This is a genomic window from Alcanivorax sp. IL2, from assembly GCF_047495475.1.
In the GTDB taxonomy this organism is placed as follows: Bacteria; Pseudomonadota; Gammaproteobacteria; order Pseudomonadales; family Alcanivoracaceae; genus Alcanivorax.
The window spans coordinates 3,029,596-3,044,625 of the sequence record NZ_CP179932.1; the positions used below are offsets into that span (position 1 = coordinate 3,029,596).

Genomic DNA, 15,030 nt, shown 5'->3' on the forward strand with positions numbered 1-15,030 from the left:
AAGAGAATAACAAAATGACCGGCAGACAGGCATGGATCGGTCTCACCGCCCTACTTCTCACCCTGGTGAGCCCATCACAGGCACGGGAAATCTGGACCGAGGGCGTCCCCGATCCCTACTTTGAGCATTTCCTGGATTTCTACAAGGCGGACCCCAGCGCCATGGGCCGCTGGGCCTCAGGTCTGCGCAATATTTCCACCGACCAGCTGGATCGCACCCTCAAGGCCCTGGACACCACCCAGTTCACTTACCTCTACCCCATGGAGATGAAGGGCTTCGAGCTGGCGGAACATAACGGCATCCCCACCGAAGAGCTGTCACTGATGGCCGTGCGCGCGGGCAAGCTGATCCCGATTCCCTTCCAGATTGACGAGTTCGACAAGACCGGCCTGATCTGGATTGAGGGTCACAATGATCACAAGCCGGAAGGTGAGCCCGGTATTTTTGATGATTTCGACGAGCTGGCCTTCATGTTCCGTGACGGCGGCTGGGACCGTTTCGATCCGCAGCAGCATGCACTGAAGGAAGGCAAGATGCTGGAGGAAATCCGCCTGGATTCCCCCCGCAACCAACCCCGCTATATTTATCTGGTGCGCAATAACAGCCAGCGATCGCGGGCCGACTATGTGCAGGTGGATCTGGAGAAAGGGCGCATCGAAACCACTCTGATGCAGATGGACTACGAGCCCAAGGATTTCACCCAGATCAAGGGCATGTCTCCCCGGCTGGGTCCACACAAGGACGAGAATGTCATCGACAACATTTACGTCAACATCAGCACAGGTATTTTCAACCAGAATCTGCGCGTGGACCTGGATACCCGCAAAAATATCAAGGCCTCTCCAATTGCCGTCAAGGACGGCGCAGTACGAGCATCAATTCTGGTCAAGGCGCGTATCTGGTACGCCTATCTGCCGACGTTTTTCAGCCAGAAATTCCAGGTGGATTTCTACGAACAGTCGGTCACCATTCCTTCCCGCTTTGCCATTGGCAGCGTCAAGGTACTGAAATTTTTCATGATGTTCCTGCGCGAACCCCGCATCCACTTTGCCATCGATTTTCACAATCTGGATGGAGCTCGTATCACCTATGATGCCGTCTATGGCAAGGGCCAATACGGCATCGTCGATGGTGAGATGAACGACTTCGAGCATACTCTCGGGGCGACTCGCTTACCCGGCGACTGGCTGCATATGGATTCCAACCAGGGCTGGGAAATGTTTTTCAGCAACCATATGCCGGTGGTGCCTGATGGTCTGTTCGATGCCTTTCTCAATGGCATGTCCATGAACATGTTCTACGAGGACGACAAGGCAAGTACCACCAAGTACGAGCGCCACCCGGGTGCCACCCCGCGGCTGGGTTTTGAGAGTGAGGGCATGCCGCGCACGGTCATTGATCTGCTTGGCGCCATTCCCAAACTGGATTATCTGGACATGGACAGCCTTGGCGAAGCCATTCTGGCATTGGCGGATGCGGAGGAAGACGGTGCCTTTGACAAGTACGACGAGGTGGTCAACCAGCGATTGAGGGAACTGAAAAAGGAAGGCCGTTTTCCCACGATAGCCGCTCTCGCCGATGCCTTTCTGGCCGACCTTAACCGGATGAATTTTTCCGGTATCGCTCGCGATGATTTCAATAGCCTGATGCGCCAGGCCATACTGGACACCACCAAGCAGGTGGATCAGGTCCACCACGGCAAAGTGCTGCAGCGCATGGTGGCACTGGCCGAGGAACGGGACATCGATATTGCCCGACTACGCTACGCCACCATGGACAATACCCTGTGGTTCCCGGCCTGGGTGGGCGAAGGCGGTGCCGCCGATTTCCACTGGCAGGTCAGCCATGCACCCAGTGCTAAACCTCTGGGTCCGGTGAGTGCCTCCGTCGCAACAGTGCCGTAAGCGCGGCACTGTCTTTCACCTGCCCCTCGTCGTCCAGCGCGGGGTAGGGAACCCCCTCCGCATCACACAGGCGGGCAATTTTCTGGTGGCCCCAGCGGAACAGCAACTCCTGGTAACGGGCCGGATCAATACGCGGCTGGTCATAGTAGCCTTTGGCGCGGCGCTGCTCACAGGCTTCCGCCAGAATGATGGCCGCCGCGACGCTCACATTGAACGACTCCACCATCCCCATCATTGGGATGACCACATGCTGGTCCACCGCCGCCGCGGCTTCATCGCTGACGCCAAATTTTTCAGTGCCTAGCAGCAAAGCCGTGGGCCGGGTGTAATCCACTTCCCGATAGGGCACTGCGGTATCGGACAAATGCGCCGCCAACACCTGCACGCCCTGCCCCTGCAATTCACGAATCACACTGCTGCTCTCGTCACGCTTGTGCACCTGCACCCAGCGCTGGGAGCCCATGGCAGTGCCGGCGGCCATCCGCGCCCGGTTATTGGGCAAGATGGCATGCACATCGAGAATGCCCACCGCGTCGCAGGTGCGCACAATGGCGGCGATATTGTGGGGCTTGTGGACGCCATCCATGATCACGGTGAGATCAGGCTGGCGGCGGTCCAGGGTGTCGCAGATGCGACGATAGCGTTCCGGGGTCATGGGCTTTCCTTATAATAGGCTGCGGATTGTATAGCCTGCGGGCAGACAGGCAAAATCTCCGGTCGGACAACCGCCCGGTGGGAGCGGTCGTTCAACCGCGAATATCCACTCACAAGAAGCGAGGTACGAGTTGCGAAAGGCCACCGGGTTTTGCAATTCGAAACTCGTACCTCGTTGCTCGCTCTGATCTTTCCCTACCCCCGGGGAAACTGACCCCAGACAATCGGTTTCGAGCATTTCAGGCACTGCCACTGCGCAACCCAATCCGCTAGGCTTGTGGCCCAGCTAACCGCAACCTACGGAGACCCCATGCCCGAGACCTCATCCCGCCGCCTTCCCCTGGACGGTGTCCGTGTTATCGAGCTGGGCCAGCTGCTGGCTGGCCCCTTTACCGGCACCCTGCTGGCCTATTTCGGTGCCGATGTGGTGAAGGTGGAACCTCCCGGCGGCGACCCCATACGCGGTTGGCGCAAACTGGATGAAGATGGCACCTCCTACTGGTGGCGTAGCCTGGGGCGCAACAAGAAGTCGGTGACCCTGGATCTGAAATCCGATCAGGGCAAGGCGTTGGTCCGCAAGCTGATGGGCAACGCCGACGTGGTGATCGAGAACTTCCGCCCCGGCACCATGGAAAACTGGGGCCTGGGCCCGGACAGCTTCGCTGAGGACAACCCGGGGCTGATCTACACTCGCATCTCCGGTTATGGCCAGACCGGCCCCTATGCCAGCAAGCCCGGCTATGCGTCGGTCTGTGAGGGCATTGGCGGGCTGCGTTATGTGAACGGGTTCCCCGGCGAGCGCCCGGTTCGCCCCAACCTGTCCCTGGGCGACACCATTGCCGGCCTGCACGCGGCCCTGGGGATTCTGCTGGCCCTGTTTGAGCGGCAAAAGAGCAACAAGGGCCAGGTGGTGGACGTGGCCCTGTATGAATCTGTCTTCAACCTGCTGGAGGGCGTGATCCCGGAATTCGATGGTGCCGGAGTGATCCGTGAACCGGCGGGCTCCACTGTCACCGGCATCGTCCCCACCAATACCTACCGCTGTGCCGACGGCAAGTTCGTGGTGATCGGCGGCAATGGCGATTCCATCTTCAAACGCCTGATGACCACCGCCGGTCGCCCGGATATGGCAGACAACCCGGCCATGGCCAGTAACGCCGGGCGGGTGGAACACGAGGCAGAGATCGACACCGCCCTGGACAGCTGGTGTCGTAGTCTGCCCAGCGAGGAAGTACTGACTCTGCTGGAAAAGGCCCGGGTCCCGTCGGGCCCCATCTACTCCGTGGCCGACATGTTCAACGATCCCCACTTCCAGGCCCGCGGCCTGTTCCAACAGGTGGAAATCAACGGCAAGCCCCTCAAGGTGCCCGCCATCACTCCTCGACTCGCCGACACCCCTGGCGAAACCCGCTGGCCGGGTGGCGAGGTGGGCAGCCATAACGACGTGGTATTGCGTGAAGAGCTGGGGCTCAGTGACGAGGAGTTTGCGGCGTTAAAGGCGGAAGGAGTGATCGGGTAGGAGAGGTTTTGTAGGAGCTATGCTTGCATGGCGAACCGCGTAACGCGGAAATTGCCATATTGCCTGCTACAAGTGTCGTCAGATGGAGATCAGGCATATCCCGGCGACAGGTCTCTTCAGAGAGAACGGTAGTAAACGGCATCGCCGTTGTCCTCGCTGGAGCTCGGTTCGCCATGCAAGCATAGTTATTCGCTGCGCTCACCTTTCGGGCCGCACGGAACTACGTGCGTTACTCCGCTACGCTCCGTTCCTACAGCGGCTCCGTAGAGTGTTCGCTATGAGAGCATGGCACAGACTCTATTCCCCTCGCCTTTTGCTCAGCTGCGCATACAGATTATCCATCACCCGAAAGGCAATATGCCGCGCCCGGTCCGTATAGGGCCCGGCAAAACGGCCGTCGAGATTGTTCATGAAATGCTGCAGCCAGCGCTCATGGTGCTCGCCGGTCAGGGACTGCTTGTCATCCAGTGCGCGATGCTTTGCCATCATGTGGCGCCGGTAGTCAGTCTCACCCAACAGCATTTTGTACCAGTACTGACAGATTGTTGGCAGGTGCTTTTCCAGATCGATAGCGGCCACGTCCAGAAACAGCGGCGCCATTACCGGGTCATCCAGTAACCGGCGATAAAAGCCATGCACCATGGCATCAATATTTTCCCGGCAATCCAGATCGGGAAGCTCGCTCTCATCCTGTCTGTGATTTCCAGGCTGAAAATACTGAACTGCGGTCATTACTTCGCTTCGTGCTGGCAGGCAACAGGCTTCACGCTCGGTAAGCGTGAAGCCTGTTGCGTGGTGCGGTTATTCACCAATCAATACGACGAGTGAGGATGTCTTTGTACATGACAAAGTCACCCATCAGGCTGTACCAGGGATGCTGGAAGGTGGCGGGACGGTTCTTTTCGAAAAAGTAGTGGCCTACCCAGGCAAAACCATACCCCACCACCGGCAACGCAAACAGCCACCAGGCACTCAACACCCCGGCAATGATGGTTGCCAGCAAGAGCAGTAGTAGCGTGGTCCCGACCACATGCAGGCGGCGGCAGGTGGGGTTACCGTGCTCCTGCAGGTAATACGGATAGAATTCGGCGAAACTCTGAAAATCGGACTGCTTGATGGTATTCACGTAACCTCCTGAAAAATGCCGCTGTTATTATGAATGTAGGGGCACCTTGATCATTCAAGGCGCGGGACACAAAGTCTTGTAACCTGCGGCTGTCATACGCGGTTAGCTGACAGTGTAACGCAGCCCCACCGGCCGGTCCGGCCAAAATATTGTGATTTGGCGCCATCATGATGGCACGGGCGACCATTGCAGGGGAGCCTTCTGCGTGGACAATGTCGTCCATTCACAATAAACACTATATTGATACTTATCCCGTCATTTCGGGTCCGGCACGACTTGTTACCAGAGACTTTTATGGCCTTACGTCCTCGCATCAACCGCCTGCTCAGCAAACATGGCACTCCCATACCCCGCAGCCTGGACGGCCTGGTCCGTCAGGGGCAGGAAGCGCCGCCGGAAAAAACCGGTATGGGCTCTGAACAGGTGGACGCCATCTGGCGGGCCACCCGCAAGCTCTACCGGAGCGGCATGAGCCCGGCCATCAGTCTGTGCCTGCGTCGCCACGGCGAAATTATGCTGGATCGCAGCATCGGCTATGCGGACCCGGAGCATCAGCGAATCATGACGCCGGACACCCCGGTCTGCCTGTTTTCCGCCTCCAAGGCGGTATCCGCCATGCTAGTCCATCATCTGGTGGAAACCGGCGAATTGGACCTGGACGACCCGGTTACTCGCTACCTGCCCAAGTACGGCCAGAACGGCAAGGGACGCACCACCATTCGCCACCTGCTGACCCATCAGGCCGGCATTCCCCGCCCGCCCGCTCAGGTGGAGCCGGACATCCTGTACCGCCCCCAGGAGATCATTAATCTACTTTGCGAGGCGAAACCCAGTGGCCTCAACACCCAGGCCTACCACGCCATCACCGCCGGCTTTATCCTCGGCGCCATTGTCGAAGCGGTTACCGGCGAAGATCTCAATGCCACCCTGGACCGGGTGATCCGCCAGCCCATGGGCATGAAATACTTCACCTTTGGACAGACCGGCGCTGAGCGCGCCCGGGATGTCTCTACCGGCGTTCCCATGAAACTGGTCGACCTGTTCCTGACCTACGCGGTGGGCGGCAGCATCGATGAGGTGGTGGAAGTGACCAATGATGACCGCTTTCAGGACATCATCGTGCCGGCGGGCAATCTCTACGCCACCGCCGAGGAAGCCAGCCGTTTCTTCCAGATGCTGCTCAACGGTGGCCACTACAACGGCCAGCAAATCTTCAAGCCGGAAACAGTGGCCGGTGCTCTTCAACCTGCTTACCATCGGCCTCGTATCGACCGCACGCTGGTTCTTCCACTGAATTTTTCTAACGGCTTTATGCTCGGCAATAGGGGGATGAGTCTATATGGACCGGGGGCACCTCAGGCTTATGGGCACTTGGGCTTCATAAGCATCTACTGCTGGGCGGACCCGCAACGGGCACTGAGTGGCGCTCTGCTGACCACCGGCAAGGGCTTGATTGGTCCCCATCTGCCCGCATTGTTCGGGCTTCAGCATACGATTAACCGCCACACACGTTTACGCGAGGGGACCTCACCAATCACTGCCTGAAGGGATCGGCATGCCCCGCTGGCACTGGGTACAGGTAACTACCATCCCCAGATGCCGTGCCCGTCCGGCCTCACTGGTAACCCAGGGACGGTTCATGAACGGAGGCTGATGGCGAACATGCTGGCGATGACCGCATGACAGCAGCATCACCCAATCCAGGTGCTCATCCTGCGTAAAACCGGTAACCGTGGCCTGCCAGGTCATGATATCACCCAAAAAAATGCCCGCATCAGCGGGCATTTTTTCTTTCCTGACTGTGACAATCAAGTGGCCTTTAGAGACTTGAGCCGCTTACTCTCTGCGGAGAGCCCCATGTAGAGGCTGACGCACATCAGCAATAGCACAAACGTAAAGGGCAACCCTGTCGCCACAGAGCCAGACTGCAAGGCTTTCAGCGCTTCCTTACCCCCGCCGTAAAGCAGAGCACCGGCAATAACACCTTCCATCACGGCCCAAAATACACGCTGGGGTACAGGTGCATCCAGCTTGCCGCCAGCGGTAATGGAGTCAATCACCAATGACCCGGAATCCGAAGAGGTCACAAAGAAGACCAGCACCAACGTGATCGCCAAGAAGGAAATGATGCCGGACCACGGCAGGTTCTCCAGCATCTGGAAAAATGCCAGGGACACATCACCAATGCCATTGGACAATTCGCCCACGCCATTCACCGCTTGATCCAGACCGGTGCCACCAAAGGTCGACATCCAGATAATGGTGATAACGGTTGGGACGAGCAGAACAGCGGTAATGAACTCCCGTACAGTGCGGCCTTTGGAAATACGCGCAATGAACATGCCGACAAACGGAGACCAGGAAATCCACCACGCCCAGTAAAACACCGTCCAACCGTGGAACCAGGTGTCATCCTCACGGCCAATCCAGTTACTCAGCGGAATGATATTGGACACGTAATCAATTGCTGTTGTACCAAACCCGGTAATGATCAGCATGGTTGGGCCAGCAACAATCACAAAGAACAACAGGAACAGCGCCAACGTCATATTGATGTTACTGAGAAGTTTGACGCCGCCGTCAAGCCCTCGCATCACGGAGATCACCGCAATGGAGGTGACACCGAAGATAACCGCAAGCTGCATATTGATTGCGTTTGGCGTATCGAACAGGAAGTGCAAGCCACCGGAAGCCTGTTGGGCACCCAAGCCAAGAGACGTTGCCAGACCAAAAATGGTGGCAACGACGGCAAGCGTATCAATGATATGACCTGGCCAGCCCCAGCAACGCTCACCCAGAATAGGATAAAAGGCGGAGCGGATCGTCAGCGGCATACCCTTGTTATAGGCAAAAAAGGCCAATGAAAGCGCTACCACCGCATAAATGGACCATGGGTGAAGCCCCCAGTGGTACATGGTTGCGCCCATAGCGAGATGCTTGGCTTCTTCAGTATTGGGCGCCACGCTCAGCGGCGTGCCATACCAATCGGTGTAGTAGGCCACCGGCTCCGCCACACTCCAGAACATCAAGCCAATACCCATGCCCGCGGCAAACAGCATCGCGAACCAGGAAAGAGTGGAAAATTCCGGCTTGGCTTTCTGCCCGCCCAACCGAATTTTACCGGTGGGCATCACGGCCAGAGCGATGCAGAACAATACAAAAATATTGCCGCTGACCATGAACAACCAGTCGAAATGCTCGATAGCCCACGCTTTGGCGCCATTGAGCATACTGTTGGCCGCTTCCGGGAATGCCAGAGTGCCAACCACAAAAGTAATAATCAGTAAGGCACTGATAAAGAAAACCGGATTGTGCAGGTCCATCCCCATGACCTGCACATTATCCTGGCCGACATCATAGTCGGTCTCGTAATCAATACTCATCTTAGCTCCGTTATCCGTCTTGCTTTAGGGTGCGCAGTGGATGCCGCAACTTACAGCCAGTCGGTTCGGACGATGTCGGGATCGCTTCCCCGAAACATGCACTCCTCAAAACGCACTTCATCATCTGAACCCGAGTAGGCGGCCCCGCAGGGCCGCTACCGGCAATCAGAAATAAAAATCAAACGACGCGTAGACTGCACGGAAGTCTGCTTCGTAAATATCACCGTTACGATCCACGTCACCATCAGACCACAGGTACTCCAGGTACAGCCAGCCTGGTCCGTACTTGTAGCTGACGCCGGGCGCATAGAATTCCACATCATCGGCGTCGTTACCGCGGGTATCAGTGCTCGCCACACCCGCATCCAGATAATAGCTCCAGCGATTCTGGTTATAGATCAGCTGAGCCATGTGCACCTGGGTTTTCACCTCTTCATCGGCGGGTGCCGTGCCACCGAGCAAAAACGCATCCATACCGCCAAAGTCCCGCTCTGCATCAATGAACTGATAGCGGGCAGTGAAGTCATTCATGTTGAAGGTGTAATGCAAATTTACCGATTGATGATCACCCTCATCATCCCGTGCCTTGGCAACGGCAGCCGTCAGGTCCTGTAGACGCCCCTTCTGATAAGAGGCCCCTACAGTATGGCCTTCCATAAAATTCCAATCGCCATTGACGACACCGGTCTTGATCTTCCGGTAAGTCGTTGCGCTGCCCCAGTGACCATTGTCATCTACGGTGTCGGTGCTGGTTTCACCCCAGTCATCCTGGTGATAATAGGCCACGTCATAGTCGAAGGCATTCAAGGAAGAGCTAAGCTTGAAGCCCACATCCATCTGATCGCCATAACCACCCAACACCCCTTCACCGGGCCAGAAATTGACGGTTTTCCAGCCAAATGGCACCTGGCTTTTACCCACGGTCAGCAGGGTGTCGTCATCAAATTCGTAACCGATCCATGCCTTGTGCATGGTGAAGGTATCGCCGGAATTGTTGTTCGAGGTATCGGTGAACCCGCCAGTACCGAGACGCCCCTCTGCACTGAAACGCCAGGGACCATGGGAGCCATCATCATCGGCGTAGAGGATCAATGCCGGGTCGGCAAAGTTACCACCAGTGGTGTTGTCCAGATCCTCATCAAAGGCGGACGATGCACCGGTAAAATCGGAATCAGTGACATATTGATAGACCCACCAGACACCGGCACTCAGTTCGGCACCGGCGTGGGCGTTTAGGGGAATGGACGCAGCAAGCAAACAACTCAGATAGCCAGTGCGCTTTGCAAAAGCACGCTTATTCATCTAACGCTCCCTTCTCTGATTTTCTTTACAGACTAAATATTGACCAAGTAAAGTCAAATCACAGCGTGACACCTGTTGTGTTGAAACAAAGGTATTTGCGGATGTTGTAATGACAATACATGGAGAGGAGTGGCCGCACAGGGCCAGGAGATGGGCGAGTAATCAGCCCGGAAAAGACACGATAAAGGTAGGCGGTTTCAGTAATCTCGACACGGAGTCGCGGTTCCCTTTCTTCCCAAAAAGAAAAAGTACCCTAACATATTCTGGCCAGGGATTTTTTCCTGCCACCAAAACAAATGAAAAATTTCAGGCCAATTCCTTTGTTGACGTTTTATTCACTAAGCGAATAAATAAAAAGAGGCGGATGGGATTCACCTTGCGATCGCAGCGCCCACAGCGCAGCAGGCAGATAAAAAAACGGAGCGCTATGCGCTCCGTTTTTTGTCGACCGGTATAACAGATCAGGACATATTGGACAGGATGGCGCCTTTCACCGCATCCAGGTCCGCATCGATGGTGACCATGCGGCTATCTTGGCACTGGGCGATAGCGGTGTCCGGGTCTTTCAGACCGTTACCGGTGAGGGTGCAGACGATGGTAGAACCTTCCGGAATCTTGCCGGCCTTGATGTCGCGCATGGCGCCACCCAGGGAAGCCGCAGAGGCTGGTTCACAGAAGATACCTTCCTTCTCGGCCAGCAACTTCTGGGCAGCCAGAATCTCCTGGTCGGTCAGTTCGTCGAACCAGCCGCCGGACTCTTCCTGCAGAGCCCAGGCCTTGTCCCAGGATTGCGGGTTACCGATACGGATCGCCGTGGCCACGGTTTCCGGGTCTTTCACCGGTCCGCCACGCATGAAGGGGGCAGCCCCTTCTGCCTGATAACCCACCATCTTCGGTGCACTGTTTACCACACCGGCCTTCTTGTATTCGCTGTAGCCCATCCAGTGAGCAGAGATATTGCCCGCATTCCCCACTGGCAAGCAGTGGAAGTCCGGGGCACGGCCCAGCTCTTCGACAATTTCAAATGCAGCAGACTTCTGGCCCTGCAGACGATAGGGGTTCACAGAGTTCACGATGGTCACCGGCGCCTTTTCCGCCACCTGCTTGACCAGCTCCATGCCCTGATCGAAGTTGCCACGGATCTGCATGATCACCGCACCATACATCATCGCCTGGGCCAGCTTGCCCATGGCAATTTTGCCTTCCGGGATCAGCACAAAAGCGGTGATGCCAGCACGGGCCGCGTAGGCCGCGGCAGCCGCAGAGGTATTACCGGTGGAGGCGCAGATGATGGCATTGCTACCCTCTTCCACCGCCTTGGTCACCGCCATGGTCATGCCCCGGTCCTTGAAGGAGCCGGTGGGGTTCAGGCCTTCGTATTTGACGTAGATATCCACGTCCTTGCCCAGCATTTTGGGGATGTTCTTCAGGCGAATCAGGGGCGTATTCCCTTCACCCAGGCTGATGATGGGCGTGTCATCATTCACCGGCAGGTGGTCGCGGTAACGGTTGATCAAGCCGGTGTAACGGTCACGAAAAGGCATGGTGTTGGTCTCTGCTGCTAGTGCAAAGCCATTGAGGCAGGCTCTGCTGTTCTTGAATTTGGTCGCTTTAGTCGGCGCATCAGACGCCAGATGCTTGTCGCCGGACGCTGAAAACCTGGCGTCCGGCCGCGTGGCATCAAGCGTCCAGCGTTTCCACCCGGATGCGCATTATATCGCTATCCACGGTATCAAGGGCACCGATCTTGGCCAACGCCAGGTTCATGTCACCCTCGCGGACTTCGTGGGTCATCATCACGATGGGCACCAGCCCCTGATCCACTTCCCGCTGTATCATGGCATCAATGCTGACATTGTTGTCACTGAGGATGCGGGTCACGTCTGCCAGCACGCCTTTCTTGTCCTGCACATGCAGGCGCAGGTAGAAACAGCAGGACACATCGTCGATGGTCAGGATCGGCTCATCGGACATGTGGTCAGTGTGGAAGCCCAGGTATGGCACCCGCTCGTCGTGGTCCACGGTGAGGGCGCGGCCCAGCTCGATGATATCGGCCACCACCGCTGACGCGGTGGGCTCGGCGCCGGCACCGGCGCCGTAGAACATGGTCGGGCCCACGGCATCACCGTGGATCATCACCGCATTCATCACCCCGTTGACCGCCGACAACATGGTTTCCTTGGGCACCAGGGTCGGATGCACACGCAGTTCGATGCCCTTGCCGGTGTCCTTGGCGATACCAAGATGCTTGATGCGGTAACCGAAGTGAGCGGCGCTGGCCACGTCTTCAGTGGTGATGCGGCTGATCCCCTCGGTGTAGACCTGGGAGAACTGCAGCGGAATACCGAAGGCGATGGACGCCAGAATGGTCAGTTTGTGGGCCGCATCGATGCCTTCCACATCGAAGGTGGGGTCCGCTTCCGCGTAACCCAGCTGCTGGGCTTCGTCCAGCACATCCTCGAAAGCACGGCCGCCCTCTTCCATCTCGGTGAGGATAAAGTTGCCGGTACCATTGATGATGCCCGCCAGCCAGTTGATGTGGTTGGCCGCCAGCCCCTCGCCCAGGGACTTGAGGATGGGAATCCCGCCGGCTACGGAGGCTTCAAAGGCCACATCCACGCCGTTGTCCTGGGCCGCCTGGAAGATCTCGTTGCCGTGCTCGGCGATCAGCGCCTTGTTGGCGGTGACAATATGTTTGCCGTTCTTGATGGCGGTAAGCACCAGCTCGCGGGCGGTATCAATGCCACCGATCAGCTCCACCAGGATATCGATATCCGGGTCCGTGGCCACGGCGAAAATATCCCGGGACAGGCGAATACCCTGGGTATCGCAGGCGGGGTTGTCCCGGCGCGCACCAATGTGGGTAATTTCAATCGGACGTCCCACGCGGCGGGCAATATCCCGCGCATTGCGCTTGAGAACGTTGACGGTGCCTGAGCCCACAGTGCCCAGACCAGCAATACCCACCTTCACCGAATCCACAGCCTATCCTCGTTTCATTTATCAGTGTGTTGAAAAGCCCTGTCGCAACTTTTCACGCTACCCTTGCGACCTGCCGCAAAGGCAAAAGTCAGCCCAGCAGGCCGTCCTGGCGGAACATCTTCTTGATGCCGCGGATGGCCTGCCGGGTCCGTTGTTCGTTTTCGATCAACCCGAACCGCACGTGGTCGTCACCGTAATCACCAAAGCCGATGCCCGGAGACACCGCTACACCGGCATCGGTGAGCAGTTTTTTGGAAAACTCCAGCGACCCCATCTCCCGGTATGGCTCGGGAATTTCCGCCCAGACGAACATGGTGGCACGGGGTCTTTCCACCTGCCAACCGATCTCCGCCAGGCCGTCCACCAGCACATCCCTTCGTTTTCGGTACATCTCGCAGATGTCGGCCACGCAGGTCTGATCCCCTTCCAGGGCAGCGATGGCGGCCACCTGAATCGGGGTAAAGGTACCGTAATCCATATAGGACTTGATACGTGCCAGGGCATGAATCAAGTCCTTGTTGCCACAGCAGAAGCCCACCCGCCAGCCGGGCATGTTATAGCTCTTGGACAGGGAGAAGAACTCTACCGCCACCTCTTTTGCCCCCTCCACCTCCAGGATGGAAGGCGCTTTGTAACCATCAAAGACGATATCCGCATAGGCAAGATCGTGAACCACCCAGATCTGGTGTTCACGGGCAATGGCCACCACCTTCTCGAAGAACTCCAGGTCGACGCACTGGCCAGTGGGATTACCCGGGAAATTAAGCACCAGCATTTTCGGCTTGGGCCAGGATTCCTTGATGGCCCGCTCCAGCTCCACGAAAAAATCCACCCCTTTCACCATGGGCACGTGGCGGATGTCCGCATTGGAGATCACAAAACCGTAGGGGTGGATCGGGTAACTGGGGTTGGGCACCAGTACCGTATCCCCGGGGCCCATGGTGGCCAGCGCCAGGTGTGCCAGGCCTTCCTTGGAGCCGATGGTGACAATGGCTTCGGATTCCGGGTCCAGATCTACGTCATAGCGGCGCTGGTACCAGTCGGCAATCGCCTTGCGCAGGCGCGGAATGCCTCGGGACTGGGAATAACGGTGGGTGTCCCCCCGCTGCACGGTCTCAGTGAGCTTGTCGATAATGTGCTTCGGGGTGGGCTGATCCGGATTGCCCATGCCGAAATCGATGATGTCCTCACCCCGCGCCCGCGCAGCCTTCTTCAAATCGCCAACGATATTGAAGACATAGGGCGGCAGACGACGAATGCGCTGGAAATCTGTTTCCACGACAGCACCTTGGGTGAGGGAAAAATGAAGGCGGACACATTAACGGCGCATCTCTGCGCCGTCAATGTATTCACGCTGTATTCCCGGCCCCAAAGCGCCGGATTACGCGGGGTTCAGCCTGTCACTCCAGCCGCTCGAGCAGCTGCGCCGGAGTCACATAGCCCCCCAGTTGCTCGCCTTCGGTGGAATAAATGGCCGGGGTGCCGCGTACGCCGAAGGTATTGCCCAGCTGGTACTGTTCATCCACCGGTTTGGCGCACTCGGTCAGCTCTGCCTGGGTTACCTCGTCCTTCAATTTGGCATCGGTGAGCGCCTGGGCACGATCTTCCGCACACCAGATGTGACGCATTGCCGCCGCCGCCTCGGTGGTCGGGCCGCCACGAGGAAAAGCCAGATAGTGGACGGTGACACCCTCAGCGTTGTACTCATCAATGTGGCGATGCAGCTTGCGGCAGAAACCACAGCTAATGTCAGTGAACACATACACTTCAGCTTTTTCGTCTTCCGCCGCGTAGGTGATCATATCCGCCGGATCCAGTGTCTTGATGCCCTCTTTGCGGACTTTCTCAAAGCGCTGCTCCGCCGGATTCACGACTTCGCCGTCTTTGATCTCCAGCAGCTTGCCGATCAGGATGTGGCGGCCATCCTCGGTCATGTAGACACTTTCGCGGCCGTTAACATTCAGTTCGACCATTCCCGGCATCGGCGCAGCACTTACCTCGGTCACTTCCATGCCATCAAACGCTTCCTCGAAAGCCGCCTTGGCCTTGTCGCCGTTAACCGCCTGATTGCTCTTTGATTCGGAATTCGAATCCGCCCCGCAAGCGGACATCAGCCCCGTCAGTACCACCAAAACCCATTTATTCATTCTGTCGTTACTC

The 15,030-nt window shown here is 57.4% G+C and carries 13 protein-coding genes; 3 read left to right on the forward strand and 10 right to left on the reverse strand.

The window, feature by feature from the left end; translation table 11 throughout:
• The first annotated feature begins 14 nt into the window (after positions 1–14).
• Positions 15–1,904: a hypothetical protein gene (locus ACMG4N_RS13970; RefSeq protein ID WP_414432101.1), complete on the forward strand. Its 1,890-nt coding sequence runs from the start codon at positions 15–17 to the stop codon at positions 1,902–1,904.
• Here the strand turns inward: ACMG4N_RS13970 and trmH are convergent.
• Positions 1,858–2,559, reverse strand: coding sequence for a tRNA (guanosine(18)-2'-O)-methyltransferase TrmH (trmH, locus tag ACMG4N_RS13975; protein WP_414432102.1), 702 nt, complete (start codon positions 2,557–2,559; stop codon positions 1,858–1,860). The genes ACMG4N_RS13970 and trmH overlap by 47 nt on opposite strands.
• Positions 2,560–2,868: 309 nt before the next feature.
• Between trmH and ACMG4N_RS13980 the strand changes: the two genes are divergently transcribed.
• A complete protein-coding gene (locus ACMG4N_RS13980; RefSeq protein ID WP_297768563.1) occupies positions 2,869–4,077 on the forward strand; it encodes a CaiB/BaiF CoA transferase family protein in 1,209 nt (402 codons plus the stop codon).
• Positions 4,078–4,374: 297 nt separating this feature from the next.
• On the opposite strand, the gene ACMG4N_RS13985 is transcribed toward ACMG4N_RS13980, so the two are convergent.
• Positions 4,375–4,809, reverse strand: a complete 435-nt coding sequence (locus ACMG4N_RS13985; RefSeq protein WP_414432104.1) for a group III truncated hemoglobin — start codon at positions 4,807–4,809, stop codon at positions 4,375–4,377.
• A gap of 73 nt (positions 4,810–4,882) precedes the next feature.
• The gene (locus ACMG4N_RS13990; RefSeq protein ID WP_297768557.1) at positions 4,883–5,203 is read right to left on the reverse strand and encodes a DUF962 domain-containing protein; all 321 of its coding nucleotides are present in this window, start codon (positions 5,201–5,203) and stop codon (positions 4,883–4,885) included.
• 294 nt (positions 5,204–5,497) lie between these two features.
• Between ACMG4N_RS13990 and ACMG4N_RS13995 the strand changes: the two genes are divergently transcribed.
• A complete protein-coding gene (locus ACMG4N_RS13995; RefSeq protein ID WP_414432106.1) occupies positions 5,498–6,748 on the forward strand; it encodes a serine hydrolase domain-containing protein in 1,251 nt (416 codons plus the stop codon).
• Here ACMG4N_RS13995 and ACMG4N_RS14000 read toward each other — a convergent pair.
• The 7 genes from ACMG4N_RS14000 to ACMG4N_RS14030 form a co-directional block, all read right to left on the reverse strand.
• A complete protein-coding gene (locus ACMG4N_RS14000) occupies positions 6,731–6,988 on the reverse strand; it encodes a DUF3565 domain-containing protein (RefSeq protein WP_414432108.1) in 258 nt (85 codons plus the stop codon). The genes ACMG4N_RS13995 and ACMG4N_RS14000 overlap by 18 nt on opposite strands.
• A 23-nt stretch (positions 6,989–7,011) precedes the next feature.
• Entirely contained in the window at positions 7,012–8,586 is a 1,575-nt protein-coding gene (locus ACMG4N_RS14005; RefSeq protein ID WP_297768553.1) for a BCCT family transporter, read from the reverse strand.
• A 165-nt stretch (positions 8,587–8,751) separates the two neighbouring features.
• A complete protein-coding gene (locus ACMG4N_RS14010; protein WP_297768550.1) occupies positions 8,752–9,888 on the reverse strand; it encodes a hypothetical protein in 1,137 nt (378 codons plus the stop codon).
• Positions 9,889–10,349: 461 nt separating this feature from the next.
• Positions 10,350–11,432, reverse strand: coding sequence for a threonine synthase (thrC, locus tag ACMG4N_RS14015; RefSeq protein ID WP_297768547.1), 1,083 nt, complete (start codon positions 11,430–11,432; stop codon positions 10,350–10,352).
• Positions 11,433–11,568: 136 nt separating this feature from the next.
• Positions 11,569–12,870 (reverse strand): homoserine dehydrogenase, encoded by a 1,302-nt coding sequence (locus ACMG4N_RS14020; protein ID WP_297768545.1) that lies wholly within the window; start codon positions 12,868–12,870, stop codon positions 11,569–11,571.
• 88 nt (positions 12,871–12,958) lie between these two features.
• Complete coding sequence (gene alaC / locus ACMG4N_RS14025; RefSeq protein WP_297768543.1) at positions 12,959–14,149, reverse strand: alanine transaminase; 1,191 nt, start codon at positions 14,147–14,149, stop codon at positions 12,959–12,961.
• A 121-nt stretch (positions 14,150–14,270) separates the two neighbouring features.
• Positions 14,271–15,017, reverse strand: a complete 747-nt coding sequence (locus ACMG4N_RS14030) for a DsbC family protein (protein ID WP_414432110.1) — start codon at positions 15,015–15,017, stop codon at positions 14,271–14,273.
• Between the last annotated feature and the right edge of the window lie 13 nt (positions 15,018–15,030).